We start from the raw sequence: 26,983 nt of genomic DNA on the forward strand, positions 1-26,983 counted from the left end.
CGCCTCAGTTGCTCTTCCGGTTGAACCTTGCATCTCTTCTGGAGCTGACCCAGGATTAAACATCCGGGACAATGTGTTCCTTTTTGGAACAATGCAGGTCTTCATGCCATTTACTGAGCAATCCGTGTGCCATTTACGAAGGCAAACGGTCATTAACCAGAACAGCGACACTGTACTATGGGGCGGAGCCAAAAAAAAGAGCCGCTGGAATGCGGCTCTGAGTCATTAACAGGGAGGCGTCAAACAGAGTGGACAGGAGCCACTCACATCCAGATGACTGGATGCATAAATTTATAATTTGGAAAGATTAACAAGAGGTAAACAAGTTAATTTTTACCTGCTCTGTTTACCATATGGGTTGGTAACAGACTGGATTTATTTGAAGTTTTATAGAAATCTGCCAAGTTATTTTTGAAAAATAGAGTTGGCGGCATTGCGAATATTCCCGCGTTGCTCCAGCTCCTGCCGAGTGCGGTTAATTTCGTCACTCAGCGCCTGGATCCGGTCCGCGAGATCGGTCTCCGAAAGTGTGGACAAATCTTCCCCAACGGTAATCGCGCCCGAAGCGGGTTTTTTGGGGACATCTTCGTCAAACAGACCCATGGCCTCATTCCCTCAAGCATGACATGCAAATTCGTTCCATTCCGCTTGTCTGATCCGCATTCTTTCAAATAGGTTCAGTACGATTTTACCATATGCCAGGCACGGATCGCCTAGCCAGTCCCAAAATGAACCAGAAGGAAGGGTTGCTATGCAGAATCTGCCCGACAGCATGACCGCGGTGGCGATATCGGAGCCTGGCGGTCCGGAGGTGCTGATGCTCGAAAACCGCCCGTTGCCGGAACCGGCTCCGGGGGAGATCCTGATCCGGGTTGCCGCCGCGGGCGTTAACCGGCCGGATGTCCTGCAGCGCTCGGGAGCCTATCCGCCGCCGAAAGGCGCTTCGGACCTTCCCGGTCTCGAGGTTGCCGGGGAGGTGGTGGCCTGCGGCGAAGGGGCCGGGCGTCACGCAATCGGCGACAAGGTCGCGGCTCTGTGCTCGGGAGGTGGCTACGCGGAGTTCTGCAAGGTGGCGGAAGGCCATGCCTTGCCGGTGCCGGCAGGGTTGTCGCTGGAAGAAGCCGCGGCGCTCCCGGAAACATTCTTCACGGTCTGGAGCAATGTGTTCGACCGGTGCGGGCTGAAAAGCGGCGAGCGGTTTCTGGTTCACGGCGGAACGTCCGGCATCGGGACAACCGCGATCCAGCTCGCCAAGGCCTTCGGAGCGGAGGTGTTCACAACAGTCGGCTCGCCGGAAAAAGCGGAGGCTGTTCGTAAACTCGGCGCGGACCATGTCATCACTTACCGTGAGGAGGCGTTTGAAAAGGTCATCCTGGATGTCACGAATGGCGAAGGCGTCGATGTGATTCTGGATATGGTCGGCGGCGATTATGTCGAGCGGAACTGGAAAGCGGCCGCGGTGGAGGGGCGGATCTGCCAGATCGCGACGCTGAACGGCGTATCGGAAAAGGTGAATTTCTCCCGACTGATGGTCAAGCGGCTGACGCATACGGGAAGTACGCTCAGACCGCGCAGCGATGCCTTCAAGACCGCGATCGCGGAGGCTCTGAAAGCAAAGGTCTGGCCGCTGATCGAATCGGGAAAAATCCGGCCGGTCATGGATTCAACCTTTCCGCTGGCCGAGGCTGCCGAGGCGCATCGGCGGATGGAAAGCTCTGGTCATATTGGCAAAATAGTCCTGACCGTGGGGGGCTGAGTTACGAGGGAAGGCGCGAGGAAACGCCGGAATGCAAGTGCGTTGCGTTTTGGCGGCGTTTCTCCTATATTCCGGCCACTTCCCTTAAAATGGAAATCGAACATCGCTTTTTTGCCCTGCCGGGCAAGGGAGCACACGAGAGGAATTTATCCGATGGCGAATACGCCGCTTATGCCGAAGGCAACCGCAGTCTGGCTTGTGGACAATACCGCGCTGAGCTTCACCCAGATTGCCGCATTCTGCAAGCTTCACCCACTTGAAGTGAAGGCGATTGCCGATGGCGAAGCCGCGCAGGGAATCAAGGGCCTCGATCCCATCCTGACGGGCCAGCTCACCCGTGAGGAAGTCGAGAAGGCACAGGGCGACCCGAACTACCAGTTGAAACTTCAGGGCTCGAAAGTGGTGGTGCCGGAATCCAAGCGCAAGGGACCACGTTACACGCCCGTCTCGCGCCGCCAGGACCGTCCGAACGCCATCCTGTGGCTGGTGCGCAACCATCCGGAACTGAAGGACGCGCAGATCATGCGGCTGGTCGGTACAACCAAGCCGACAATCGCGGCGATCCGCGACCGTACCCACTGGAATTCGTCAAACCTGATTCCCTCCGATCCGGTCACCCTAAGCCTGTGCAGCCAGCTTGAACTGGATATGGAAGTCGAAAAGGCCGCCAAGAATGCACCGCAGCCGGTCGCCGGCGGTCCCGTCGAAACGCTGATGCCGGTCGAGGAATCGACCAGCGATGATGCCCTCGCCGCTGCCTTCTCGTTCGGCACGAGCAAACCGATCAAGCGTGAGGAAGAAGAGGTGTTCGACGCGGAAGCGGTCTTTGCGAACCTGGGCATGCCGAAAAAGGTGAGCGGTGAGGAGGCCGTCGAAGTCGAGGCCGATGCTGCTGGCGAGGAGGTTGAAGCTGGCGTGGAGGCGAAAGCTGAAGCTGAAGCAGAGGTCGTGGCTGGCGAAGAGGCTGAAGCCGGCGTGGAAGCCGAAGCAGAAGCTGAGGCAGAGGTCGTGGCTGCCGAAGAGGCTGACGCAGAGGCGGAAACTGACGCAGAGGCTGAAGCTGGCGCAGAGGCCGAAGCCGTTGACGAAACGGAAACTGACGAAGCTGCCAAGGAAAAGTAGGCTTTCAATCCGTTCTGTTGCGAACTGTCAAACCGCCGACCGATACAGTCGGCGGTTTTTTGTTACCCTGAAAACCTCGTTTTCCGGATGAGCGGCGAAAACGCGTTGCCACGTTGTTGATCAGGACATAGTCTTCCGGCCTTTCAGGGAGAACAAGATGTCGAACAACCTGCTCAAACTGGGCTTTACGCTCGCACTCGCCTTCGGTGTCACACAGGCACAGGCCGAAACGCGGATCACCTACAAGTCCGCAAAGTCAGCTTCCTCCTACTACCAGATGGGCGTTCAGATTGCCGAAGCCATCAAGGCCGGAAGCGATGGCGAGATGATCGTGACCGTCGAGGAAAGTCAGGGCTCCGTCCAGAACGTGATGGAAGCCAAGGCGAGAGGTGGAGACTATGTCTTTACCACTCCTCCGGTGCTGGTGTCGCTGGCTCAGGGCGGGAAGGCGATGTTCGAGGGCAAGGGAGACCCGAAGTTCGACGAGATCCGCGCCCTGTTTCCGATCCCTTCGCTGACCATGCATTTCGTGATGTCAAAAAAAAGCGGCGTGACGGATTTCGCGGGCATGGAAGGCAAGACCATCCTGCTCGGCAAGGGATCGTTCGGAGCCACGGAAGGTGAAAAATACCTCAAGCAGTTCGGTCTGGAAGGCAAGATCGATCTTGCCGAGGTCGAGCTGTCGAACGCGGTTGCGGCACTGAAAAACGGTCAGATCGACGGTTTCGTGACGGCCGGCTCCTGGCCGGCGCCGAATGTCATTGAGGCCGCCGCGTCCTCCGATGTCCATGTCCTTTCTCTGAATGATGACCAGATCGCGCAGACAAAGCGCGCAAAACTGGTGATCCCCGCGGGCACATATGCCGGTCAGGAAGAAGACATTGCGACCACCTCATTGCCGGTCGCCGCCTTCACGACCACAGCCATGGATGACGACACGGCCTATACGCTGACCAAGACCTTCTGGGAGCAAAAGGCCGGTATGGGCGAGGACGCGCCGTGGTGGAACGGTGTCGATCAGGCGCTGATGGCGAATATTACCGGCAAGCTTCATCCCGGTGCTGTGCGCTACTACAAGGAAGCCGGCATTGAACTTACGGACGCGCAGCAGTAATCACCGCTCGGTGTCTTGAATCGTCCGGTGCACGGCCGTCAGCAGTTGCTGCCGGCTCCGTGTGCCGGATGTCTTTGGCCGGACGTACCGACCGGTGCCGGTCAACCCGCAATCCGATCTCAGTCAGACAAGCAATTCCATGATCCGCAGCGAACCTGCAAACACGCCTTATTGGCGAACGGCGATGATCGTTCTTGCCGTCACTCTCGTCGCCTTTCACCTCGGGCTGATCTTTTCCGGGCTCGTTCCCAATCTCGTCAGCCGGCCGCTGCATCTTGCTCTGGCGCTGCCCTGGATTTTCGTTTTCGCGGGCGGCGGAGCCACCCGGCGGGCGAGTGGCGCGGTTTTCTGCGCCGCGGGAGTTGCCGCCTGCATCTGGGTCGCGGTCAACCAGTCCGCGCTGTCCGACCAGTACGGTTTTCTGGAAGGCACCTTCCAGCGCGTCGTTGCCGTTGTTTTGCTGGTGACTGTCCTGGAGGGCGCGCGGCGCGCCATCGGCTGGCCGCTGCCGATCGTTGCCGGTCTTGCCCTCGCCTACGGTCTTTTCGGACAGCATATACCCGGTGAGTTCGGTCATTCGGGAACGCCGGTTGCCAGCTTTCTGGGAACGCTGACAATAGCGGAAGGCGGCATCTGGGGAAGCCTGACCGGCGTTTCGGTCAACGTCGTGGCGATCTTCGTGATCTTCGGCGCGGTGCTCAATGCGGGGGAGGCGGGACAGGGCTTCATGAATGTTGCCGCCGCCGCAGCGGGCCGTCTGAAGGGGGGAGCGGCCAAGGTGTCGGTCCTGTCGTCGGCGCTGTTTGGATCGATCTCCGGGTCAGCTTCCGCGAATGTCGCCTCCACCGGTGCGATCACCCTGCCGGCCATGACCCGGCTCGGCTATCCCAGGAGACTGGCCGGTGCGGTCGAAGCGGTGGCCTCCTCGGGCGGTCAGATCATGCCGCCGCTGATGGGCGCCGGGGCCTTCGTCATGGTCGAGTTGACCCGTGTACCCTACACCCAGATCATGGCGGCGGCTCTGCTTCCGGCCGTGCTGTATTTCTTCGCTGTCTGGGTGGGTATCAATGCCTACGCCCGTCGCTTCGACCTTGCTTCGGTCGCACGGGAAGATCAACCGCACCTGAGGCAGGTTGTCATCACCTCGGCTTTTTTCCTGGTGCCGTTCCTGGTTCTGCTCCACGGCATGTTCTTGGCGAACTATACGCCGCAATATGCGGCCTGCATCGCCATCCTGGCCGGGTTCGTGCTGCTCTTCTTCAATGCAAGGGGCAGCTTCGATCCCCGGGAAATCCTTCGAAGGATGGAAGAAGCGTTCCTGAACGCGGCGCGCCAGGTCTCCGTTATTGCCGCCATCATTGTCTGTGCGTCTATCATCATCGGCGTTCTCGCGATCACGGGGCTCGGGGTCAAGATCACATCCCTGATCCTGTCCGGCTCGGGCGGGTATCTGTGGCCGTCGCTGTTCCTGACGGCGCTGGCCTGTCTTGTGCTCGGCATGGAAGTTCCGACAACCGCCGCCTACGTCATATGCGTGTCCGTCGCAGGTCCCGCGCTGATACAGCAGGGGCTTGAGCCGCTGCAGGCGCATCTGTTCGTATTCTGGTTCGCCCTGCTCTCGACGATCACGCCGCCGGTGTGCGGCGCCGTTTTCATCGCCGCCGGCATGGTGGGGGAAAACTGGCTCAAGGTCGCGATGACGGCGATGGCGCTTGGCGTTGGCCTTTATGTCATTCCGCTTGCCATGATCGCCAATCCGTCCGTCATCCAATTGTCGGTCGCGCCGGTCGCCGCGATTGCGTCGGCAGTCAAGATCGGGGCTGGTCTCGGTCTCGTGTCCTTTGGCATCATCGGCTACAGGACGCCGTGGAAAAGGCTGCTGTCCGCAGGCACCGGTCTCGCCGTGATCTTCGTCGGTGGCAACCTGATATAGGCTGCAAGGAAGAGACAGAAAGCCACCGTTTTTTGACGTTTCGGCAGGATCAATCCGTATGATGCCGTTGGCTGGATGGTGCATGGGGGACTGCCTGAGCGCCCCGCATGTCTAATCGTCCTCCGTCCGGCACACCGGAAAAGGACGCTGCTCCTCGATTGCTTCCATGGCGAAATAGGAGGTCACGTTTTCCAGTTCCACCTCTGAAATGAGACGCTGATATATCGCGTCATAGCTGGTCATGTCGCGTGTTACCACCTTGATAAGGTAGTCATAGTCCCCTCCGATCCTGTAAAAATCGACAACATTCGGTATGGAGGAGACATGGTCACGGAAGGTCGCCAGCCAACTCGAGGAATGATGCCGGGTCCGGATCATCATGATGACGACGAGACCGGCTCCCAGTTTTTCCCGGTTGAGCAGCACCGTCTGGCTGCGGATAGCCCCCGCGGCCTCCAGCGCCTTGAGGCGCCGCCAGCAGGCGTTTTGGGAAAGGCCGATCCGGTCGGCTAGCTCTCGTTGCGACTGGGCCGCGTCTCGTTGAAGCTCTTCGAGAATGCGGCAATCAATTTGATCTAGCTTGAGCATGTTTAATGGTTCATATGACCCAATTGGGAAGCGTTATCGCTAAAAATATGTGATGAATTCATTCAATTCGAATGTCAAGATTACATTTATGAGCGAAAGAATAAACGCCACGGAATTACATCCGGCCGCCATACGCCAGGAGACCGTCCTGGATGATTTTCGGAACACCTTGCGTGACCCGAACCTCATTGAAGCGCTGCGGGAGGGCCTGATCGGCGAGGATGCCCTTGTGCCCGGTCTCGATGGCCCAAAGAAGCTCGTCTACGCGGATTATGTCGCCTCGGGCCGCGCCCTGAGCCAGATCGAGGATTTTATTCGCAACAGGGTCCTTCCCTATTACGCCAACAGCCATACGCAGGCTTCTTTCTGCGGTGCTTTCATCACCCAATTGCGGACCCGGATCCGGGCGGAGATCGCGCGCATCACCGGAGCGGGGGAGGGCTATTCGGTCGTCTTCACGGGGTCCGGATCGACCGCCGGTCTGAACCGGATCGTCATGCTCCTGGACATTCCGCATATCGTTGCATCCGGCAAGCGTGCCGTGGTGCTGATCGGTCCCTATGAACATCATTCCAACCTGTTGCCCTGGCGGGAAAGCGGAGCCGAGGTGATCGAAATCCCGGAGGGCTCCGGCGGCGGTGCTGATCTGGATGTTCTTGAACGCCGTTTGCGCGAGAATGCCGGTGCCGAACTCATCGTCGGTGCGTTCGGGTCCGCCTCGAACGTCACCGGAATACTGACCGATGACATTGCCGTCACGCGTTTGTTGAAGGCACACGGCGCCCTGGCGGTCTGGGACTATGGATGTTCCGGTCCCTATGTGCCGATGCGCATGGAAGCCGGCACGGATGCCGCCAAGGACGCAATCGTCTTCTCGCCGCACAAGTTTCCCGGCGGTCCCGGCGGGTCCGGCGTCATGATAATCCGCGATGCCATCGCGCGGCGCAAGACACCGACGCTGCCGGGCGGTGGCACGGTATCATTTGTATCCCCTTGGGATCACATCTATTCTTCCAGCCTGGAACATCGTGAAGAAGGCGGTACACCGAATGTTCTGGGGGACATCCGGGCCGGTCTTGCGCTGATGGTCAAGGATGCGATCGACCCGACCTGGCTGGCTGAACGTCAGCAGGATTTGCGTGCCCGGGCTCTGGCCGTCTGGCGCAGTAACCCGCACCTCGAACTTCTCGGCCATCAGGACGCGAAAGCCTTGCCGATATTCTCATTCCAGGTGCGCGACGCGGACGGGAAACGGGTTCATCATCAACTCTTCACGCGGATGCTTTCGGATGTTTACGGGATCCAGGCGCGCGGTGGATGCGCCTGTGCCGGATCCTACGCCCATGCGCTTCTGGATATCGACCGGGAGGCATCCGCCACCATCAAGAAGGCGCTGGACGCGGGTGAAGAGATTGAAAAGCCGGGATGGGTCCGGTTAAACTTGTCGCCATTGATGCGCGATGAAAAAGTCGATTTCGTCATCGCATCGGTGGACAGGCTGGCCCGGGAACAGGCGGCTTTTTCCCGACATTATGTGGCCGACATCTCAAACGGCCGGTTTTCCGCGACGCTCCTTGAACAGGCCCGGCCCTGAAATGCTGAACCCACTTCGCCACAGTACCTTCCGCTTCCTCTTCGCATCGCAGGTGCTTTCTCTCACTGGCGTCGGTTTGATGACGGCGGGATTGTCGCTTGCGGCGTGGCGGATCGGTGGCGCGAGCCATGCGGGGCCGATACTGGGACTGTTTTTCGCTCTTAAAATGATTGCCTATGTCGGTTTTTCGCCTTTTGCCCAGGCCGCCCTGACGCGAATTCCGCGCTTGCGTGCCCTGGTCGGCCTGGATGTGGCCCGGCTGCTGTTCATGGTGCCGCTGGCCTTTGTGTCCTCCTGGTGGACGATCGCCGCCCTGGCCTTTGTGTTTTTCGCGGTCTCCTCCGCCTTCACGCCGCTGTTTCAGGCCATGATCCCTTCCGTTCTGCCGGACAAGGAGACTTATTCGGAGGCTCTCGCCCTTTCCCGGATCGCCTATACGCTGGAAAGCATCCTGACGCCTATCCTGGTCGGGGCGGCGCTGCTGTTCATGCACACGGAATATCTCTTTGCCCTTGCCGCGCTGGGCTTCACCGGATCCGCGGTCTGCCTCCTGCTGTCCCGGGGGGGAGGCGACGTGCGCGTCCAAAGTCAGGATCCATTTCTCACACGCGCGGTGCGCGGTCTTTGGATCTATGCCAGGACGCCCCGGCTGCGCGGCCTGTTTGTCCTGAATTTCGGGTTGTCCCTGGTCATGGCCTGGATCCTGGTCAACACCATCGTCTATGCCGGAACGCGGTTTGAAAATGCCGAGCAGGTCTTCCCCTGGCTGATGGGAGGCTACGGTGCGGGCGCTGCCCTGATGGCCTTCGCGCTGCCGTCCCTGCTGCGCTCTTTTCCCGAACGGCGGGTCATGGCGGCGGGAACGTTCACCTTTGCCATTCTGTCGCCGCTGATCCTGCTGCAACCGGCCCTGCCGGAACTGGTGGTGCTCTGGGCGTCATTCGGGGCTGCCTGTACATTGACCCTGACACCCGGCGGGCTGGTGCTGACGCGCTCGGCATCCGACACCGACCGGCCGGCTGTATTCGCGGCGCAGTTTTCCCTGTCCCATGCGGGCTGGCTCGTCGCCTATCCCCTTGCCGGCTGGCTGGGCGCGGCGTTTGCTCCCGCGACCGCTCTGATCATGCTGGCGATCCTGGCCACTCTTGTGACAATCGCCGGTCTGGCGGTGTGGCCGGCAAAGGATCCCGATTTGCGTGAACACAGTCATCCGGACCTGCCGCCGGATCATCCGCATATTGCGAGCACTCACCGGGGCGTCCATGCCCATCCCTTTTACATCGACGAATTGCATCCGCGTTGGGATGCCTGAGAAGAACGCCATTCGGCGTATTGAAGGATTGACTGATGTCTGAATCGAGTTCCACGTTTGCCCTGGATGGCGCCGGCCTGACGGTTCTGGAAGAGCGCTTGCGGGAAAACCTGGAATATCTGTGCTGGCCGGGCAAGTCCTGGGTGCCGCCGAAACAGGCGGTCGGGGAACCGGTGAGCGATGTTGTCGTCATCGGCGGCGGCATGTGCGGAATGGTGGCGTGGCTGGCGCTGCGCACCGGCGGTGTCGCCAACATCCGGGTTCTCGATCGCAATCCGGAAGGGCTCGAGGGCCCGTGGCTGAACTACGCCCGGATGGAAACGCTGCGCTCTCCCAAGACGCTGACAGGCCCGGCCTTCGGTCACGGCATGCTTACGTTTCAGGCGTGGTACAGGGCGCAATTCGGCACGAAAGCCTGGGACACGCTGGACAAGGCCCCGCGTCCCATGTGGATGGATTACCTGAAATGGTACCGCAAGGCCCTCGGCATTCCGGTTGAAAACGGTGTGGCCCTGGAACGGGTGGAGCCGGAAGGCGGGCTTTTGCGTCTTCACCTGACGGGCGCTGAGACGGCTTCGATCCTGACGCGCAAGCTTGTCATGGCAACGGGCCGGGACGGCACAGGTGTTCCGAACATTCCCGTGTTCATGGACGGGATCTCGCGCAAGTGCTGGGCCCACAGCTCGGACGAGATCGATTTTCCGGCGCTCAAGGGGAAAAAGGTTGCCGTGATCGGCGTCGGAGCCTCGGCCGTGGACAATGCCGCGGAGGCACTCGAACATGGCGCGGCCGAAGTGCGCCATCTGGTCCGCCGCAAGGAGATGCCCACCATCAACAAGATGATGGGCATCGGCAGCTACGGGTTCACCGCCGGCTTTAGCGCGATGCCGGACGAATGGCGCTGGCGCTTCATGAATTATTCCTTCGTCACCCAGACGCCCCCTCCGCACGGATCGACATTGCGGGTCTCCCGTCATGAGAACGCCCATTTCCATTTCGATCTGCCGGTCAGAAAAGTGGAAGAAGCGGGCAGCGGCCTGAAGCTGAGCCTTGGCGAGAATTCAGTCTACCACGCAGACTATCTCATCCTCGGGACCGGCTTTTGCGTCGATCCCATGGCGCGTGCCGAATTCGGTCCCGCTGCCGGGGAGATCGCCCTTTGGCGCGATGTCTATCAGCCCCCTCACGGAGAGGAAAACCGGGATCTGGGGCATTTCCCCTATCTGAACCAGGACTTCACCTTCCGGGAAAGAACACCGGGCAAAGCGCCCTGGCTGTCCAGCGTCTACTGCTTCAACTACGGCGCAACGGCGAGCCTCGGCAAGGTTTCCGGAGACATTCCGGGCATCTCGGAAGGGGCCGCATGGCTGGCGAAGGCGATTGCCGCCGAGCTCTATTGCGAGGACATCGGGGCGCATTGGCAGGCCTTTCAGGATTACGCTACCCCCGAACTGACCGGCGAGGAATGGACACCGACCCCGTTGCCCCAACCCGAACCGGAAGCCGCAGAGGCCCTATCGTGAGTACCGAGACATTGACGAAAAGCACTCTTCTGGAATTATCGGGCATACCTGCAGGCAGTCCGGTCGCGGCGGCCATCGACGGGCGCTCCAACATCATCGCCTTGTCCCAGACGACCGAGGATGCGGTGCTCAAGCCGCTGGAGACGGGGGCATGGTCGCATGATATCCGCGCGGCGCTCGCCGCCCGTATCGCGGCGTTGAACGGCGAAACCGCCTTGGCCGATCGCTATTGCGCGCTCATTGAAGATGCGAGCGTCGCCGATCTGGCGGATCCTCTTCGTTCCGGCAAAGCGCAGGGCCTCGAAACAATATGTGATTTCATGGACAAGGTGGCGGTGCAAACGCGCGATATCGACGCGCCGGACATCAAGTCCCTGCAAGAGGCGGGCGTGTCCGACGCCGATATTGTCCGGCTTTGCGAAATCAACGCCTTCATGGCCTACCAGGTCCGTGTCCTGGCGGGGATCCGGCTGATGAAGGAGGCCCGCCCATGAGCGATGTCATCCGCAAATTCACCCGCAACGTTCCCGACTGGCGGCCGAGGGTCGAGCCGATCAAACTGGAAGACGCGACGCCGGAGCAGCTGGAAGCGCTTCAGGTGACACCGTCCAATACCAAGATTTCCGCCTATGTGCTGACGCTTGCCCATGACGTGGAGACCCTGAAGGTCCGCTCGCCGCTGTTCAACGGCATCATGTATGACAAGGGCGGATTGTCCCGCGAGGAACGTGAACTCGGCGCCCTGGCCGCCTCGATGGTCAATCACTGCATCTATTGCGCCGCGGTTCACGCCAGCCGGCATGCCCAGATCGCAAAGGACACGTCCGTCACCGACGAGCTCTTCGCAAAGGGAACGAGGGCCGATCTTTCACCCCGTAACCGGGCGATTTTCGATTTTGCCCATGCCCTGTCGCAGACGCCTTCCGAGGCAAGCCCGGAACAGATGTCGGCGCTGCGCGCCGCAGGGCTGGAGGATGCGGAAATTCTCGATCTTATCCTGTCCGCCGCGTTGTTCGGCTGGGCCAACAGGCTCATGCATGTTCTCGGCGATCCGGTGCGGAAAGGCGGCGCATGATGACCGATACACCTTTGAAGGTCGGCGTTGCCGGCGCCGGATCAATCGCGTTTGGAACGGCCGCGCTGCTGCACCAGATGGGGCATGAGCCGATGCTCTGGTCGCCGTCGGGCGAGGGAACCGCGGGATTGCGCGCGGGCGGCAAGCTCAAGGCGACGGGTGCGATCGAGGCCGTGTTCACGCCGGCTCTTGCCGGCGATGCCCGCGAGCTTGTGTCGGGAAACGACGTGATCGTCCTGGCTATCCCGGGCTACGGGCACAAGGCTGTCATGGATACGCTGGTACCCCATCTGCGCGATGGCCAGCCGGTCATCATTTCCTCACATGCATCCTTCGGCGCGCTCTATCTGGCCGACAGGCTGAGGGCGAGAGGCGTCGTCCTGCCGATTACCGCATGGGGCACCACGGTGGTGACCGGCCGCAAACAGGCCGCGGATCATGTTCAGGTCAACACGGTGCGTTCCCTTGTCGACCTGTGCACGGTTCCGGCCACGGAAAGCGACGCCGGCAAGGCCCTGTGCGAGCAGTTGTTCGGTGAGCGCTTCAATCTCCGCGACGGGCTGCTGGCGATAACGCTTTCCAACCTCAATCCTCAAAACCACATGGGTATCGCGCTGGCGAACGCCACCCGGATGGAAAAGGGCGAAACATGGGGGCAGGGGGACCACGTGACACCGAATGTCGGGCGTCTTCTGGAAGCCCTCGACCGGGAACGGCTTGCCATCGCAGACAAGCTTGGCCTGTCCGTCAGGACCATCTTCGAGCACTTTCATCTGTCGTTTCACGTGCCCGTGGCCTCCATCAGCGAGATGAACCGGGAAATGCATGAATTGGGCCGCGGCGGCACGGGGCCGGCGACGGCGGATAGCCGCTATGTAACCGAAGACGTTCCGTTCGGATTGGCGGTTACGGTGGCGTTGGGCCGAATGGCCGGTTGTCCCGCGGTGCTGCACCAGGCGGGAGTTGAAATTTTCTCAGCCATGTACGGACGTGATTTTTTTGGCGAGAATGACCTGCTTCCGGCCATCGGCCTGGAGCACATGAATCTGGACGACTTGTGTCAGGCGGCCTCGACGGGCCACCTGCCGGAAGCGGGCGAGCGGGCTTAGTTCGTTTCGGCCATAAGAGGGGACCGTCCACCAAATATAAAAGATCATCGCGTGGACAAACAGTGGAGAAACTGCATGAAAAAGTTGATATTAAACCGAAGAGCTTTCCTTGGCACAGCGGCCGCGACGGGAGCCACCCTGGCTTCGCCGGCCTATCTGCGCCGCTCCTATGCCGCCGGCGGCGAAGTGAATATCTGGACATATGCCAACTTCGTTCCGGATGAATTCAAGGAGCAGTTCGAGAGCGAAACCGGGATCAAGGTCAATGTCCGGCTGGTCGACGACCAGGGCAAGCAGTTCAACCTGCTGGCCGCGGAAGCCGACAATCCCACAGTGGACATCATGACGGTCGCCGGCCACCGGTTCCTGCAGTTCATCGACAGCGATCTTCTGGCACCGATGGACCCGACCCGCCTGTCGAACTGGGGCAACATCAATCCGGTTTACTCGGAAAGCGACTGGTCGACGATCAACGGCAACAAGTGGGGCGCGCCGATCCTTTCGGGCATGGAAGTGTTCGCCTACAACACCGAAGTGATCTCACCTGAAGAAGCAACCACCTGGGACACGCTTTTCTCCGACAAATATGCCGGCCAGTCGGCCTATGTCCTTCAGGACATGTTGTCCATCGTCATGCTGATGAAGGGCTACGACGGAAATATGGTCGCCTATCTGGACGATCCGGAAAAAGCCGCGGCGATCGTTGCCGAAGCACGGGACTTCCTGATCGAGAAAAAGCCGCTTGTCCGCAAGTACTACGATGGCGGCGCCGAAGTGCAGCAGATGTTCATCAACCAGGACATCGTCATGGCGTGTGCCTGGAACGGTCCGATCGCGTCGCTCATGAGTGATGGTTTCCCGGTCGCCATGTCCATTCCCAAGCAAGGCAGCTACGGCTTTGTGTACACCTACAACATTGCCAACAACGCTCCCAACGAGGACAATGCCTACACCTTCCTGAACGCCATTCTGGCTTCAGGCGAGATCGGTGCGTCCATGAGCCGGGCATCGGGCTTCATTTCGACCTACAAGGACGCTTCGCAGCATCTTACGGATGCCGAAAAGGCTTCGACCAGCTTCCCGGAAGAAGAACTCGCGAACATGAGGTTCTTCAGGGCGGAAGCCAACAAGATGAAGTACGAGCTTGTCGACCCGGCGGTGGAAGAGATCAAGGCTGCCTGATCGCTGACGACCGGCTTTCAGGCTACGACTGCAAGTGCATCGTCCCGGACACATTTTTTAAAAATGTCCCGGGACGGAGCACCGGCAAGACGAGCCTCCGGAGGCGCGTTTCGCGTCTCCGGGGGTCTTGCCGGAATGCATTCAGGTGCCGGACGGTTCATCGCGTTCGACCTTCGAGGGGAAGGCGTCGCTCAACCGGGTACGGCATAATTCGAAATCCGGATATAATTCTTATGACCGCGGCCACTACCAGGGCCCGCAGTCTTGTTCGAAGGAAAAACAATGTCTGGAAAGGTTCAGACCAGCGCTGCGACACTGGCGGGAGAGCGCGGCGCCGGGAACCGGACGGGTGAGCGGGAAGGACGATCCTTCTGGGGAGCGATAGCGGCTTCGCAGCTCTATCAGACGTTCTCAAACGCGCTCCTGAGTTCGCCGCGACGCCAATTCGTCATACTGCTTGCATTTCCCGTGCTGTGGGTGCTGACCCAGCATCTCGGCCCCATGCTGCAAATGTTCTATGTCAGTTTCGTCGATGCCTATCCGGTTTCGCGCGGCTACGAACAGCAATTCACCTTCGACAACTACGCGCGGTTCTTCGGCAGCGCCATATTCGTCATGCCGTTTTTCCGGACACTTGCCTTCGCCGCGACGCTGACGCTCGCGACGCTTGTCCTGACCTATCCGGTCGCCTATTTCCTGGCCCGTCACGTCAAGCGCTCAAATCAGATGGTCTTTCTGCTGCTCCTGCTGATCCCGTTCTGGGTCGGCGAGATCGTGCGCACCTACGCGATCATGATCCTTCTGGGCAATAACGGCGCGGTGAACCTCGCACTCAAGTGGCTGGGCCTGATCGACCGGCCGATCCCCTTCATGTACACGGGTTTTTCCCTGTCGGTCGGCATCATCTATCTCAGCGCGCTGTACATGCTGCTGCCGCTTTATTCGGCCCTTGAGAAGCTGCCGCGCAGCTACACGGAAGCCGCGGCCGACCTGGGGGCGGGACCCTGGACGCGCTTCTGGAAGGTGACGCTGCCGCTTTCGCTGGAAGGCATTTCCTCAGGCGCAACGCTCGTCTTCCTGATCTCGACGGGATATTACGCAACCCCGGTTCTGCTGGGCGGTCCGTCGACGACGGTCTTCGCGGAAACCATTGCCGGCTTCTTCCATACGGCCGGCGATGAGTGGCCGACCGGTGCGGCCTTCGCGTGTCTGATGTTCGTGACGGCGCTGGCGATCAGCCTGGCCTTCGGGCGCCTGATGACCCGCCTGCAGAAGGGAGTGCGCAAATGACCCGCCACACACGTCTTGTGATGTCGATGATTTATTGGGCGTTCGTCCTTTATATCTTCGTTCCCCTGATCCTCATGATCACGATGGGGTTCAAGGATTCCAAATTCATCGGCTTCCCGATCCGCTCGTGGACACTCGACTGGTATGTGGAGGTCTTCAAGGATTCGGAAGTCCTGTCGGCCTTCGGCTATTCCATGCTGATCGGCGTCTCCTCCACGCTCATCTCCCTGGTCGTCGGCATCTGGATCGCGGTGCTTCTCAACGGACGCGGTTTCATCGGCAAGGGCCTCATCTACGGACTGACGCTGCTGCCGGCTCTCATCCCGGGCATCATCTCGGCGATTTCCTTCCGCATCTATGCGCAGCTCTGGGGTATTCCGCCCGGAACCGGCGCCATCATCTGGTGCCATGCCGTGCACAACGTGCCGTTCGTCATGCTGATCGTCGCGGCCCGGCTGAGTACTTTGCCGAAGAGCCATCTCGACGCGGCCCAGGATCTCGGCGCCGATCCCATCATTGCCTTCCTTCGGGTCACCTTGCCCTATCTGCGGCCGGCTCTCATTGGCGGCGGCATCTTCTGCATGCTGATCAGTTTCGACGATTTCGTGCGTTCCTTCTTTCTGGGAGGCTATCAGCCGACGCTCCCGGTGCTCATTTTCGCCAAGCTTCGCTCGGGAATGTCGCCGGAAATCAACGCAATCGCGACAGTGGTTCTGGTTCTGACCGGCCTCCTCGGCATCTGGGCCGAACGGACCACGCGCCGGATGAAACAAGGGAAATTACAATCATGACAGACTCCCAAGAAAACGGTGCCGGGGAGATTGTTCGCCTGGAAGCGATCAACAAGCGCTTTGGCGACACGGAAGCCCTGAAAAGCCTGACGATGACGATCAGGGAGGGCGAATTCGTCACCTTCCTGGGGCCGTCGGGCTGCGGCAAGTCCACCACCTTGCGTATTCTCGGCGGTTTCGAGACCCCCACCTCCGGCCGGGTCATCGTCAACGGCGAAGACGTGACCAGGCTTCCGCCCAACCGCCGCAAGGTCAACATGGTGTTTCAGGATTATGCGCTGTTCCCGCATATGACGGTCCGCCGCAACATTTCCTTCGGCCTGGAACTCAAGGGCCTGAGCAAGAGAGATATCGCGCAGCGCTGCAACGAGCTGATGGAATTTCTGGAGCTCTCGGTTCTCGCCGACCGTCTTCCCGACCAGCTTTCGGGTGGACAGCGCCAGCGTGTGGCGCTTGCCCGGGCCCTGGCTCCCGATCCGGCACTGCTGCTGCTGGACGAGCCGCTGGGCGCGCTGGATGCCAAGCTGCGCGGACAGGTGCAGGCGGAGCTGAAATCGATCCAGCGCCGGACGTCCAAGACCTTCTTCTTCGTGACCCACGATCAGGACGAAGCGCTCACCATGTCGGACCGCATCGTTGTCATGAACCACGGTGTGGTGGAACAGGACGGCACGCCGGAAGAGCTGTACTTCCATCCCACTTCGCGCTTCGTCGCCGAATTCGTGGGCGAGACGAACCTGATCGAGGGGCGGGTCGATGCCGTCAGCGGCTCCGATGTCACGCTCGACTGGAAAGGCCTGAAACTGGCCGGTCGTCCGCCCGTGTCCGGAGGGTTGCAGCCCGGCAAACAGGTGGCCGCCTCGATCCGTCTCGAAGGCATGAAGCTTTCCCTCGACAAGCCGGAGGACCAGCCCAACGCGGTTGCCGTCCGGATTGCCGGACGGACCTTCAAGGGCAGCCGGACCGAACTGGACCTGCGCGCGGAAAACGCTCCCGATTTCGCCATGCGGGCCTATGTGGATACGTCTCTCGCCAACGGGCTGGGTGAAGCCCCGGTCTGGGCCAGCTGGTCGCAGGAAGCCATGGCGGTCCTGCGGGACTGAGGATCTGCGTTCCTAGCGGCCGAGCAGAACATTTGCCCGGTCGCGAACGGCGTCCGCCGAGCTCAATTTCAGGACGTCCACCGCCAGATCGCGGCAGGCCGGAAGGGACAATCCACTCAGGGTGAGCTTGAATTCGGCGATGTCGGACGGCGTCATGCTGAATTCATCTAGCCCGAGCCCGATCAGGATCGGGGCGGCAACCGGGCTGCCGGCCATCGCGCCACACATCCCGATCCAGATGCCCGCTTCATGGGCCGCCTCGATCGAGCGGGCGATCATGCGCAGGACGGCAGGATTGAATGGGTCGAATAGATCCTGAACCTTGGCGTTGGCACGATCGGCGGCCATGACGTATTGCGTCAGATCGTTGGTGCCGATACTGAAAAAATCGACTTCCGGCGCGAGGATGTCCGCCATCTCCGCCGCCGCCGGCACCTCTATCATGAGACCGACTTCGACGTTCTCGTCAAAGGCCAGGTTGCGGGCCCGAAGCTTCTTCATCACGGCCCGGAGCCGTTCCTTCGCGGCCTTTACCTCGTGAAGGGTGCTGACGAGCGGAAACATGATCCGCACGGGGCCATGGGCGCTGGCGCGAAGGATCGCGGCAAGCTGCACATCGAAAAACTCCGGCACGCCGAGGCTGTAGCGCAGACCGCGCCAGCCCAGATTGGGGTTTGCCTCCGGTGGCCGGTCCATATAGGGGACCGGCTTGTCCCCGCCGATATCCGCCGTGCGCACAGTCAGCGGCCTGCCCGACAGTCCTGCCACAATGGTGCGGTACACCTCATACTGCTCGTCTTCGCCTGGCGCTGAATCGTGGTGCATGAACAGGAATTCGGTGCGCAGAAGGCCGACTTCCTGCGCCCCGCTGCCGGCGATCACGCCCAGTTCTTCCACGGATGCCATGTTCGCGGCGACCCGGATTTCGTGACCGTCCGATGTTCGCGCGGGAAGCGTTCTGACCGCTTCGGCGCGCGCGCGCCGGTCTTCCCAGGTCTTGCGGTCCTTTTCCATGGCGGCGATGGTTTCCGCGTCAGGGGCGAGGACGATCGTGCCTGCCGTGCCGTCGAGCAGGACCTGCCTGCCTTCCGCAACGCCTGCCAGCGCATCTCCAACTGCAAAGACCACCGGAATGCTCAACGCGCTGGCGAGAATGCCGGCATGCGAGGTTTTGCCGCCGGACATGGTGCAAATGCCCAGAATCGTCTTTTCGTCGATGGCAAGGACATCCGAAGGACGCAGGTCCTCAAAGGCCAGAACCGAAGGTTCGCTCACGGCGGCAGGCGAGGTCTCGCCACCTGTCAGAAAGCGCAGGACGCGTTGCCCGACATCGATCACATCCCCTGCCCTTGCCTGCAGCAACGGGTCTTCCAATGCCGCGTAGGTTCGGGCGAGACCGGCGACGACATCGCGCCAGACCGCTTCCGCGCAGACATGTTCCCCGATAATGCGCTGCTTCACGGTTTCGATGATTTCCGGGTCGTGCAGATAACTGATATGGGCATCGAAAATCTTGCGGTCATATGCGCTGATCCGCTGTCCCGCATCGGCCAGCGACGTTCTGATTTCGGTCTCCGCGCCGGACAGGGCCCGTGTGAAGCGTTCGGCTTCGGCCACAGGGTCCGTGACCGCCACCGGTTCGATCTCCGGCAGGGTGCTCCTGACATGGTGCAACGGGCCGAGCGCGAAGCCGGGCGCGATCGAAATGCCTGCAAGCGCACCGGACGCGCTCACGGCAGGAGACGTTGTTTCCGGCCGGGGAGGGACGCCGGCCGGTGCGGGCCTGGAGGCGACAGATCCTTCCTCGCCGAAATTCGCCCGGATCAGTTCTTCGATCGCGGCGAAGACGGCCTCCGCCTCGGCAGGGTCGGCCGTCACGGAAATCCGGTCGTTGGCGGTTACTTCGGACAGCATGATGCCGTTGATGCTTTTGGCGTTGACCGGATTCCTGCCCTTGCTGAGGTTGGCCAGCCGGATATCTCCGGAAAACCCGTTCATGGTGGTGACCAGAAGCGCGGCGGGCCGGGCATGCAGGCCCATCGGATTGCGGATGGTGAATTCACGCACCACGCCGCCGGTCCGCGTTTCCTGCGGTTCCCCGGGAGGGGGGGCTTTTTGCAGCGCCGCCTCACGGGCTTCCCGCATGACTGTCTGAAGAGGGCTTCCCGCACCTATCTGGACGGCGGCGGCAAGCACGCCTTCGACAAGGGGCGCATCGCAAAAATGCACATTTTCCCGTTCATCCGGCTCCAACAGGTCAATCGCCATCTCGGCATTCAGTCTGGCGGAACCGATATCGGCAAAGACCAGAACGCCGTCGTCCGACATGACGTCGCGGATGGCCTCCAGAACGCGGATGCCGTCCGTGCCCAGAGGGCTTTCGGGATCGTCCACACCTCCGGCCGCTGCGACAGGCACCGGCTGGCCGCTCATGACGTCGGCGATTTCCTTCAGGCCCTCAGCCAGTTTTCCGCTGTGCGAGACAATGACAATTCCAATCACTTCGCCGCCTCTTCAACGGCGTCGGAGAAGGCCTGAAGGATCAGATAGCTGGATGTCGCGCCCGGGTCCTGATGCCCGATGCTGCGTTCGCCGAGATAGCTTGCGCGCCCGCGTTGTGCCTGCATCGGGATGGTCGCTTCCATTCCCTGCTTCGCCGCCGCCGCCGCTGCCTTAAGCGATGCAGGCATATCGCCATCCTTGGCGAATTCCGCCCTGAAGGCGTCGGAGGCGGGAGCAAGCGCATCGAGCATCGTCTTCATTCCCACATCCGAACGGCCGCGTTTCTTGACGCCGTTAATCGCATCGGCGAAAAACTGAGCCAGTTCCTCTCCGCTCACGACGGTCTTGCCGATCAAGGGTTTGCTGCCATCGAGAAACATGGTTCCGTAAAGCGGTCCCGCCGCTCCGCCGACCTTGGAAATCAGGGACATCGCCACCGATTTGAGCATGGCGCCGATGTCGTCTCCCTCCGGCAGCTTTTCCACGACCGCCTTGTAGCCGCGGTCCATGTTGTTGCCATGGTCGGAATCGCCGATCGGCGAGTCGAGTTCGGTGAGGTACTTGCGGTTTTCCGCAAGCACCTCCGCCGATTTTTCGATCCATGCCCGCACCATGGGGCCGGTGACAGTCCCGGCCCCCGCCCGCGCATCCGCCATGATCAGATCCCCCAACGCAGTGCCGGTGTTTTCACAGGAGCATCGTACAGGCGCAATATCTCCTCATCGGTCTTGACCAGCGTTATGGAGACACCGGCCATTTCGAGCGAGGTGATGTAGTTTCCGACGAGATTGCGCACGATCTTCACGCCATGCTGCGCCGTCAGCTCGGCCAGTTTGGCATAGACCGTGTAGAGCTCGGACAGGGGGGTGCCACCCATGCCGTTGACGATGGCAATGACTTCGTCGCCTTTCTGGAACGTGATGTCGGTGACCTCGACATCGACCCAGTCGCCTTTCGCCGGGTCCCATTCGCTCAGATTGCGCGTATAGGCCTCGTCTTCCAGAATGCGGCCCGCCAGGATCGCGGTCACCTCATCGGCGCTCTTGATCTTATCACGCTTGGTGCCCGGCTCGCCGTGAATGCCGATGCCGATCTCCATCTCGTCCTCCGGCAGATCGAAGCTTGGCGTGCCGTTTTGCGGGGTCGTGCAGGAGGTCAGGGCCATGCCCATGCTCTTGCCGTAGATGTTGACCTTCTTGCAAAGGGCGGCAAGCTTGTCGAGGTCGTAGCCTTCCCTAGCGGCAGCACCACAGACCTTCTCGGCAATCACGGTTGTCCCGAGGCCGCGGCGGCCGGCGGTATAAAGGGAATCCTTCAGCGCCACGTCATCGTCGATGATCACGTTGCGCACCTCTATTCCTTCATCGCGCAACATGTCGGCGGCCATCTGAAAGTTCAGCACGTCGCCGGTGTAGTTCTTGACGATCTGCAGGATGCCCCGCCCGCCATTCACGGTCTTGCCCGCCTCAAACATCTGGTCGGGCGTCGGCGAGGTGAACACCTGACCCGGGCACGCCGCGTCCAGCATGCCCAAGCCGACATATCCGCCGTGCAGCGGCTCATGTCCCGAGCCGCCACCGGACACGATGGCAACGCGGTCCTTGACGCCGCCGGCGACATTCACGAAGTTCGGGTCGAAATGCACATCGATGTCGTCACAGGCGAGCCCGAAGCCTTTCAACTGCTCGACAGTGACGTCTTCGGCGTTGTTGATCAGCTTTTTCATGGCTTTTTCTCCCATTCCGGGGTTTCGGTGTCGTAGGCTTGGAAGACCGCGCGATAGTAACCGCGATAGAAGGCTCCACCGACCAGACCACCGGCAATTGAGGCTACTGTGGGAATCCACCAGCCGCCGCGCGGACCGGGAATAGCCATCTCGCCCCAGCCGAAAACGAACGACATGAGACGCGGACCGAGATCTCTCGCCGGGTTCATGGCGGTCATGGAGATCGGTGCCTCATAGGCGACCAGCGCCGCGACCAGGAGCCCGATGAAGAAGGGTGCAAGGTTGGCCGACGGCGCGGACGTATTGTGCTGATCGGTGAGGAACAATACGCCGAAGACCAGAATGCACGTCGTGAAGGCTTCCGAGAGGAACCATTTCACCAGCGAAACCTGCGCGAAGGCCTCCTCAGCCGTTCCAAAGAAGGCGGGATTCGGCGCGTAGGTTCCGAAACCCATCGCGCTCAACTGGCTTCCGGGCGCGCCGCGAACCAGACCGGCGCCAAGCTCATAGTGCGCGACGATGCCGGAGTAAAAGCCGTAAATGGCAGCGGAGGCGAGCATCGCGCCTATGAACTGCGCGACGATGTAGGGTGCGACCTTGGGCCATGGAAACCCGGTGAACACCGCCAGGGTGAGTGTGACCGCCGGATTGATGTGGCCGCCCGATACCTTGCCGGATGCATAGACACCGAGGGTGACGCCGAGCGCGAACATCAGCGAAACGGGCCACAGGCTCAAGCCGCCGGTCCACACGGATACCGCAACCGATCCCACGCCGAAGAGAACAAGAATGAAAGTTCCTATCCCTTCGGCAATCATTTCGGGAATTATGCCCTTACTCATAATCTTGCTCCTCACGCGATAGGTGCAACTTTCATTGTGGGCCAGCCAATTCGGCCGTCTCCATTTGCTCCTTTGGGAAGCAATGTTGCACGCAAGGAACGTATCAGGAGCGCCGCGAATTTGATTGATCCTGATCAACGCCGGATATTCTTTCGAATTTTATCTCCGGCTCGACACTTGATTGGGAACCTACTTGTTGAAATCTGTCGGCTTTCAGGCGGTCGCCGAAGAATTTCTTGGGAGTCCCAAGAGTTTTCAATTTTTGCATGGATATAAGTTTGAGAAAATGCATATCAGGCAGGCGGACACGAGATTTCTTCAGCCCGTGACAAGCGAAAGTCTGGAAGACGTCAAGCTCTGTAAAAATAAGGATTTTCGAACCGCCGGTCTATCCTTTTCGTCTGCCGGATCGCGCCGATTTCATCTGCGGTGGAGGTTTCCTACCTCTCCGTCAGTTTCAGCTCGATGCGCCGGTTCCTGGCGAGCACTTCGGGTGTCTCGCCTTCTTCCAGAGGCTGGAATTCGCCGAAGCCGGCGGCGACGAGGCGTTTCGGGTCGACGCCCTTCTCGATCAGGTAGCGGACGACGGAAATCGCGCGGGCGGCCGACAGTTCCCAGTTGTTGCGCAGGCGGCCGGTGCCCGACAGCGGCCGGGCGTCGGTATGGCCATCGACGCGCAGCACCCAGTTGATCTCGTCAGGGATCTGCCCGCTGAGTTCCTGGATGGCTTCGGCGAGCTTTTCGAGTTCCTGCCGGCCATCGGGGTTGATGTCTTCCGAACCGGAATCGAACAGCACCTCGGACTGGAACACGAAGCGGTCGCCGACGACGGAAATGTCGGAGCGCTGGGACAGGATTTCGCGCAGGCGGCCGAAGAAGTCGGAGCGGTAGCGGGACAGCTCCTGGACGCGCTGGACGAGGGCCGCGTTGAGGCGGCGGCCGAGGCTGGCGATCTTGGCCTGGCTGTCGGATTCCTTGGCTTCAGACGCCTCGAGCGCGGCATTGGCGGCGGCGATCTGGCGTCTTAGCGCCGCGATCTGCTGGTTGAGAAGTTCGACCTGTGCCAGCGCCTCCTGGCTGACCTGGCGTTCATCGTCGAGAAGGTTTTCCAGTCTTGCCGCCCGGCCGCCGGCGGTATCGGCGGCGCCGGAGCTGCTGTCGAGCAGGCCCATCAGCCGGGTCTGTTCGGATTCGGCGTCGCTCAGGCTTGCCTGAAGGCCGAGGATCGTGTCTTCCAGTTCGCCCGAGTTGGCCCGTTCCAGCGCCAGCAGTTCGGTGAGTTCGCTGATCTGGATGTTCAGGCGGTTCAGCACCGTGTCGCGGCCGGAGAGCTGCTGCGACAGAAAGAACTGGGCGATCATGAAGATCGACAGCATGAAGATGATGACGAGCAGGAGCGTCGCCATGGCATCGACGAAGCCGGGCCAGTAGTCCGTCGACTGGGCCCGGCGGCGCGAGCGGAGACTTCCTGCCATCTCCTTACTCCTTCGCGCGGTCGAAGGCGGCAGAGATGGAGGAGAGCAGTCCCTCGATGCGTTTTTGCTGTTCGCCCTGGGCCTCGGCCCAGTCGCGCATCATCTGCTGTTCGGAGCGCACATGCTTGACGAGGCCCTGGATGCCTTCCGCCAGATTGGCCATCGCCTGGTTGGCGTTGCGGCCGCCACCTTCCTCGACGCTTTTCTGAAGCGCGGAGATCGAGGCCTGGATGTGTTCGACACCCGGTGAATCCGGTGCGCTGAAGAGGCTGTCCTCCGGATCGATATCGGTGACGGTGGAAAGCCAGTCTTCCAGTTCGTTATAGAAGCGGTTCTGCGCCTGGCCGGCCTGAAGGTCGAGAAAACCGAGTACGAGAGAGCCGGTGAGGCCGAAGAGCGAGGAGGAAAACGCCGTTCCCATGCCGGAAAGCGGGGCTTCGAGCCCGGCCTTCAGGTCCTCGAAAATGACGTTCGCGTCGCCGGAACCGACATCGAGCGACTGGATGGTCGCGCCCACGGAACTGACGGTCTGCAGCAGTCCCCAGAAGGTGCCGAGCAGGCCGAGGAAAACCAGAAGGCCGGTCAGGTAGCGCGATATCTCGCGCGATTCCTCAAGGCGCATGCCGATGCTGTCGAGGATCGAGCGCGCGGTCGTCGGGGTCAGCGCCATGTCGCCGCCCTTGTTGCCCAGAAGCGCAGCCATAGGGGCCAGCAACACCGGCGAACGTGTGTCGAGCGCCGGATCGCCGATGCGGAAGCTGTTGACCCAGGTGATCTCCGGAAACAGCCGGATCACCCGCCCGAACAGCAGCAGCACGCCGAAGATGCCGACCATGACGATGAGGCCGTTGAGGCCCGGGTTGCTCACGAAGGCGGTGGAAATCTGCGGAAACAGGATGAAGGCGATAAAGGCCACGATCACCAGAAAGATGATCATGAAAGTCAGATAAGCCCGCGGGCTGGACAGGCTGTAGGGGTCGAATTCTCGGGCCATATTGCGCTATCTGTCACCTGTTGAGGAGCTAACAGATTGATAGCGTGATTTTTAACAGGTTGGAAACCTCTTATCGGAAGGAAAGCGGGAATAAGGGTGGGAAAGGGCGTGAGCAGGGGGAGTTTGCGGGGCGGGCAGAATGGTGTGAACTGGGGCGGCTTGCGAATTTCAATTGGCGGAAGCGGGCATTTGTCCTGACCAAGCGCGCGTTGGATCTGGCTTGAGCTGGCCTTAAAATCCAATTTATCCAAGGACAGCTTTGCGCGCTCAACTCGGTCGGTTGCCGGCTCTCGAACTGGAGTAGAGAGCCGCCGCTCGGTGCGAGTCGGGCGAAGGTCTTAAAAGGGTGGGAAGCGGACTCTGGATCAGATGCTTGGTCGAAGTTTCGAGGCATTCAAAGTCGCCGCTCGCATATTTGCGAATATGGCTTGGAAAATGGCCGCATAGGGTCAATAACAAAACTGTGCAGGATCAGGGACGAAGTTCGGCTTGATATGTTTACGGAGATGACGACAAAGGTGCCTGCATGATCGAAGCATTTATTGGCCTGGCCGGTGTTTTGGTGGGCAGCATGATCACGATCTCGAAGGATTTGTGGGTATCAAAACTTGTGCGGCGGCGCGAAGGATCTTACTCTGCGATACGGCTTATTTGCATCTTAGAAGAATATGCAGACAAATGCATTGATGTCGTTTGCGACGACGGCACTGCCTACGGGCAGCCTGCGGGCCGAACTGAAAGTGGCGAAGAATACAATGCACCTCAGATCGCCAAGCCTTATCCGCTGGAGTATCCTGAGGATATTGCATGGCGCAGCATTAAAGAACCACTCATGCACCGAGCGCTCGCCCTGACGAACAAAGCCCGCAGCACCGATAGACGTATTGATGCCTCTGCTGAACATGCGCTTCCGCCAGAATATGAAGAGCTTTTTGAAACGCGCCAAGAAGGTTATGCTTGGCTTGGTTTGGATGCGTTGGGACTTGCGGATGATTTGCGAAAAGAATTCAAAATATTCGCAAAAAGTAGTGCTGAGTTGAACGGTGATTGGGACCCAAAGGCGTTTTTGCGAGGTAGGCTTTCACAAAAGCAAGAGCGTAGATCTCATCGCAAGTAAGAGATATAAAATTCCACCGAATTATTCATTCCATGACATTAATCGATAATATTCGCGAGTGTGCGGCTGAGGCCAACAAATTACTTTTGGCACAAAGTAGTTCGATTGATGCTCCGTTCCTTTATAGCTATCCATATAGCTGTTGTGATATAATCTCTACGCACTTGTCTTTTATCCTGAAGTATAAATATGACGTACGAATTGCTAAAGCCTACAACAAAAATAATGATGAGTGGCACTATTGGTTGGAAATGGAGGGCCTAGTATTGGACCTCACTGCCCATCAATTTCCGCAGTACAACGCACCATTAATATGCCTCATACCTAGTCCATTGGAGCGTCAATTCAAAGATGTAGAGCGAGTTTTGCCATGCGACGCGGAAGCCAAGGCCAATTTTCCGATAAACCATCAACTCCTGGATCTCCTGCGTGTGTTTGTCGTCTAAATACTCGGATCTCGAACATCAGCATTGGCGTGCCGCAACGCAGCATTCGAAGGCGAACGGGAGTCAGCTTTGGGCCGAGACCGGCCCATATCTCACGCGCGTGTCCGCAACCTCTCGAAAGACAACGGTAATCCCGGGCCTCTGCAACCCATCCTTCGAGACAGCGTTGCCCGCTTCCCCAGGATGCGGACAGGGCAATCAATCGCGTTTGGCGATCACGGTGCGGCACATGAAAATGTCACCCCGGGCGAGCGGAGCGAGGCCCGGGGCTCACTCGTTTGCAGAGACTTTCAGCCTTTTGAGTGGCCTGACCGAACATGAAATTTGCTTCAGCAAGGTGTTGTGCGAGCAGGCCCCGGATCTGCGCTTCGCTTGTCCGGGGCGGCAGG

The 26,983-nt window shown here is 60.1% G+C and carries 22 protein-coding genes and 1 pseudogene; 15 read left to right on the forward strand and 8 right to left on the reverse strand.

Going from position 1 to position 26,983, the window contains the following annotated elements; all coding sequences use genetic code 11:
• Positions 1 to 405: 405 nt before the first annotated feature.
• Positions 406 to 603, reverse strand: a complete 198-nt coding sequence (locus CLV41_RS14105; protein WP_103223032.1) for a DUF1192 domain-containing protein — start codon at positions 601 to 603, stop codon at positions 406 to 408.
• Between the two features lie 148 nt (positions 604 to 751).
• Between CLV41_RS14105 and CLV41_RS14110 the strand changes: the two genes are divergently transcribed.
• The 4 genes and pseudogenes from CLV41_RS14110 (at position 752) to CLV41_RS14125 (ending at position 5,925) form a co-directional block, all read left to right on the forward strand.
• Positions 752 to 1,756, forward strand: coding sequence for an NAD(P)H-quinone oxidoreductase (locus CLV41_RS14110; RefSeq protein WP_103223033.1), 1,005 nt, complete (start codon positions 752 to 754; stop codon positions 1,754 to 1,756).
• Positions 1,757 to 1,909: 153 nt separating this feature from the next.
• Positions 1,910 to 2,623, forward strand: a pseudogene (locus CLV41_RS14115) (DUF1013 domain-containing protein); the annotation flags it as partial.
• A gap of 412 nt (positions 2,624 to 3,035) precedes the next feature.
• Positions 3,036 to 3,992 carry a TAXI family TRAP transporter solute-binding subunit gene (locus tag CLV41_RS14120; protein WP_103223034.1) on the forward strand — a complete coding sequence of 319 codons (957 nt, stop codon included), beginning with the start codon at positions 3,036 to 3,038 and terminating at the stop codon, positions 3,990 to 3,992.
• 139 nt (positions 3,993 to 4,131) lie between these two features.
• The gene (locus CLV41_RS14125; RefSeq protein WP_208987507.1) at positions 4,132 to 5,925 is read left to right on the forward strand and encodes a TRAP transporter permease; all 1,794 of its coding nucleotides are present in this window, start codon (positions 4,132 to 4,134) and stop codon (positions 5,923 to 5,925) included.
• 111 nt (positions 5,926 to 6,036) lie between these two features.
• On the opposite strand, the gene CLV41_RS14130 is transcribed toward CLV41_RS14125, so the two are convergent.
• Positions 6,037 to 6,513 (reverse strand): Lrp/AsnC family transcriptional regulator, encoded by a 477-nt coding sequence (locus CLV41_RS14130; RefSeq protein ID WP_103223035.1) that lies wholly within the window; start codon positions 6,511 to 6,513, stop codon positions 6,037 to 6,039.
• A gap of 88 nt (positions 6,514 to 6,601) precedes the next feature.
• On the opposite strand from CLV41_RS14130, the gene CLV41_RS14135 reads away from it, so the two are divergent.
• From CLV41_RS14135 to CLV41_RS14180, 10 genes are all read left to right on the forward strand, one after another.
• Positions 6,602 to 8,107, forward strand: coding sequence for an aminotransferase class V-fold PLP-dependent enzyme (locus tag CLV41_RS14135; protein ID WP_103223118.1), 1,506 nt, complete (start codon positions 6,602 to 6,604; stop codon positions 8,105 to 8,107).
• A 1-nt stretch (position 8,108) separates the two neighbouring features.
• Positions 8,109 to 9,419 (forward strand): MFS transporter, encoded by a 1,311-nt coding sequence (locus CLV41_RS14140; RefSeq protein ID WP_103223036.1) that lies wholly within the window; start codon positions 8,109 to 8,111, stop codon positions 9,417 to 9,419.
• Between the two features lie 35 nt (positions 9,420 to 9,454).
• Positions 9,455 to 10,942, forward strand: a complete 1,488-nt coding sequence (locus tag CLV41_RS14145; protein ID WP_103223037.1) for an NAD(P)-binding domain-containing protein — start codon at positions 9,455 to 9,457, stop codon at positions 10,940 to 10,942.
• Positions 10,939 to 11,436: a hypothetical protein gene (locus CLV41_RS14150; RefSeq protein WP_103223038.1), complete on the forward strand. Its 498-nt coding sequence runs from the start codon at positions 10,939 to 10,941 to the stop codon at positions 11,434 to 11,436. The genes CLV41_RS14145 and CLV41_RS14150 overlap by 4 nt, the downstream gene beginning before the upstream one ends.
• Positions 11,433 to 12,017 (forward strand): peroxidase-related enzyme, encoded by a 585-nt coding sequence (locus CLV41_RS14155; protein WP_103223039.1) that lies wholly within the window; start codon positions 11,433 to 11,435, stop codon positions 12,015 to 12,017. Before CLV41_RS14150 ends, CLV41_RS14155 begins: the two co-directional genes overlap by 4 nt.
• A 14-nt stretch (positions 12,018 to 12,031) precedes the next feature.
• Positions 12,032 to 13,126 (forward strand): NAD/NADP-dependent octopine/nopaline dehydrogenase family protein, encoded by a 1,095-nt coding sequence (locus tag CLV41_RS14160; protein WP_208987515.1) that lies wholly within the window; start codon positions 12,032 to 12,034, stop codon positions 13,124 to 13,126.
• A 75-nt stretch (positions 13,127 to 13,201) separates the two neighbouring features.
• Entirely contained in the window at positions 13,202 to 14,308 is a 1,107-nt protein-coding gene (locus CLV41_RS14165; protein WP_103223040.1) for an ABC transporter substrate-binding protein, read from the forward strand.
• A gap of 282 nt (positions 14,309 to 14,590) precedes the next feature.
• A complete protein-coding gene (locus CLV41_RS14170; protein WP_103223041.1) occupies positions 14,591 to 15,598 on the forward strand; it encodes an ABC transporter permease in 1,008 nt (335 codons plus the stop codon).
• A complete protein-coding gene (locus CLV41_RS14175; protein WP_103223042.1) occupies positions 15,595 to 16,389 on the forward strand; it encodes an ABC transporter permease in 795 nt (264 codons plus the stop codon). Before CLV41_RS14170 ends, CLV41_RS14175 begins: the two co-directional genes overlap by 4 nt.
• A complete protein-coding gene (locus CLV41_RS14180; protein WP_103223043.1) occupies positions 16,386 to 17,492 on the forward strand; it encodes an ABC transporter ATP-binding protein in 1,107 nt (368 codons plus the stop codon). Before CLV41_RS14175 ends, CLV41_RS14180 begins: the two co-directional genes overlap by 4 nt.
• Positions 17,493 to 17,504: 12 nt before the next feature.
• Here the strand turns inward: CLV41_RS14180 and ptsP are convergent, their stop codons facing one another.
• The 6 genes from ptsP to CLV41_RS14215 all read right to left on the reverse strand — a co-directional run bounded on the left by ptsP (position 17,505) and on the right by CLV41_RS14215 (position 25,031).
• On the reverse strand, positions 17,505 to 19,994 hold the full coding sequence (gene ptsP, locus CLV41_RS14185; protein ID WP_103223044.1) for a phosphoenolpyruvate--protein phosphotransferase: 2,490 nt from the start codon (positions 19,992 to 19,994) through the stop codon (positions 17,505 to 17,507).
• The gene (dhaL, locus tag CLV41_RS14190; RefSeq protein ID WP_235867136.1) at positions 19,991 to 20,650 is read right to left on the reverse strand and encodes a dihydroxyacetone kinase subunit DhaL; all 660 of its coding nucleotides are present in this window, start codon (positions 20,648 to 20,650) and stop codon (positions 19,991 to 19,993) included. The genes ptsP and dhaL overlap by 4 nt, the downstream gene beginning before the upstream one ends.
• Positions 20,651 to 20,652: 2 nt before the next feature.
• Entirely contained in the window at positions 20,653 to 21,720 is a 1,068-nt protein-coding gene (gene dhaK, locus CLV41_RS14195; protein WP_103223045.1) for a dihydroxyacetone kinase subunit DhaK, read from the reverse strand.
• The gene (locus CLV41_RS14200) at positions 21,717 to 22,562 is read right to left on the reverse strand and encodes an MIP/aquaporin family protein (protein ID WP_103223046.1); all 846 of its coding nucleotides are present in this window, start codon (positions 22,560 to 22,562) and stop codon (positions 21,717 to 21,719) included. Before CLV41_RS14200 ends, dhaK begins: the two co-directional genes overlap by 4 nt.
• 440 nt (positions 22,563 to 23,002) lie before the next feature.
• On the reverse strand, positions 23,003 to 24,037 hold the full coding sequence (locus CLV41_RS14210; protein ID WP_103223048.1) for a peptidoglycan -binding protein: 1,035 nt from the start codon (positions 24,035 to 24,037) through the stop codon (positions 23,003 to 23,005).
• Between the two features lie 4 nt (positions 24,038 to 24,041).
• Positions 24,042 to 25,031 carry a flagellar motor protein MotA gene (locus CLV41_RS14215; protein ID WP_103223049.1) on the reverse strand — a complete coding sequence of 330 codons (990 nt, stop codon included), beginning with the start codon at positions 25,029 to 25,031 and terminating at the stop codon, positions 24,042 to 24,044.
• Positions 25,032 to 25,557: 526 nt separating this feature from the next.
• Here CLV41_RS14215 and CLV41_RS14220 point away from each other — a divergent pair.
• Positions 25,558 to 26,148: a hypothetical protein gene (locus CLV41_RS14220; protein WP_103223050.1), complete on the forward strand. Its 591-nt coding sequence runs from the start codon at positions 25,558 to 25,560 to the stop codon at positions 26,146 to 26,148.
• Positions 26,149 to 26,983 lie beyond the last annotated feature (835 nt).

The sequence above is a fragment of the Roseibium marinum genome, assembly GCF_002906165.1.
In the GTDB taxonomy this organism is placed as follows: domain Bacteria; phylum Pseudomonadota; class Alphaproteobacteria; order Rhizobiales; family Stappiaceae; genus Roseibium; species Roseibium marinum.

Coding starts and splice junctions, on each gene's coding strand:
- CLV41_RS14105 (WP_103223032.1), bottom strand. CDS start 603: ATGGGTCTGTTTGACGAAGATGTCCCCAAAAAACCCGCTTCGGGCGCG.
- CLV41_RS14110 (WP_103223033.1), top strand. CDS start 752: ATGCAGAATCTGCCCGACAGCATGACCGCGGTGGCGATATCGGAGCCT.
- CLV41_RS14120 (WP_103223034.1), top strand. CDS start 3,036: ATGTCGAACAACCTGCTCAAACTGGGCTTTACGCTCGCACTCGCCTTC.
- CLV41_RS14125 (WP_208987507.1), top strand. CDS start 4,132: ATGATCCGCAGCGAACCTGCAAACACGCCTTATTGGCGAACGGCGATG.
- CLV41_RS14130 (WP_103223035.1), bottom strand. CDS start 6,513: ATGCTCAAGCTAGATCAAATTGATTGCCGCATTCTCGAAGAGCTTCAA.
- CLV41_RS14135 (WP_103223118.1), top strand. CDS start 6,602: ATGAGCGAAAGAATAAACGCCACGGAATTACATCCGGCCGCCATACGC.
- CLV41_RS14140 (WP_103223036.1), top strand. CDS start 8,109: ATGCTGAACCCACTTCGCCACAGTACCTTCCGCTTCCTCTTCGCATCG.
- CLV41_RS14145 (WP_103223037.1), top strand. CDS start 9,455: ATGTCTGAATCGAGTTCCACGTTTGCCCTGGATGGCGCCGGCCTGACG.
- CLV41_RS14155 (WP_103223039.1), top strand. CDS start 11,433: ATGAGCGATGTCATCCGCAAATTCACCCGCAACGTTCCCGACTGGCGG.
- CLV41_RS14165 (WP_103223040.1), top strand. CDS start 13,202: ATGAAAAAGTTGATATTAAACCGAAGAGCTTTCCTTGGCACAGCGGCC.
- CLV41_RS14170 (WP_103223041.1), top strand. CDS start 14,591: ATGTCTGGAAAGGTTCAGACCAGCGCTGCGACACTGGCGGGAGAGCGC.
- CLV41_RS14175 (WP_103223042.1), top strand. CDS start 15,595: ATGACCCGCCACACACGTCTTGTGATGTCGATGATTTATTGGGCGTTC.
- CLV41_RS14180 (WP_103223043.1), top strand. CDS start 16,386: ATGACAGACTCCCAAGAAAACGGTGCCGGGGAGATTGTTCGCCTGGAA.
- dhaL (WP_235867136.1), bottom strand. CDS start 20,650: ATGGCGGATGCGCGGGCGGGGGCCGGGACTGTCACCGGCCCCATGGTG.
- dhaK (WP_103223045.1), bottom strand. CDS start 21,720: ATGAAAAAGCTGATCAACAACGCCGAAGACGTCACTGTCGAGCAGTTG.
- CLV41_RS14200 (WP_103223046.1), bottom strand. CDS start 22,562: ATGAGTAAGGGCATAATTCCCGAAATGATTGCCGAAGGGATAGGAACT.
- CLV41_RS14210 (WP_103223048.1), bottom strand. CDS start 24,037: ATGGCAGGAAGTCTCCGCTCGCGCCGCCGGGCCCAGTCGACGGACTAC.
- CLV41_RS14215 (WP_103223049.1), bottom strand. CDS start 25,031: ATGGCCCGAGAATTCGACCCCTACAGCCTGTCCAGCCCGCGGGCTTAT.
- CLV41_RS14220 (WP_103223050.1), top strand. CDS start 25,558: ATGATCGAAGCATTTATTGGCCTGGCCGGTGTTTTGGTGGGCAGCATG.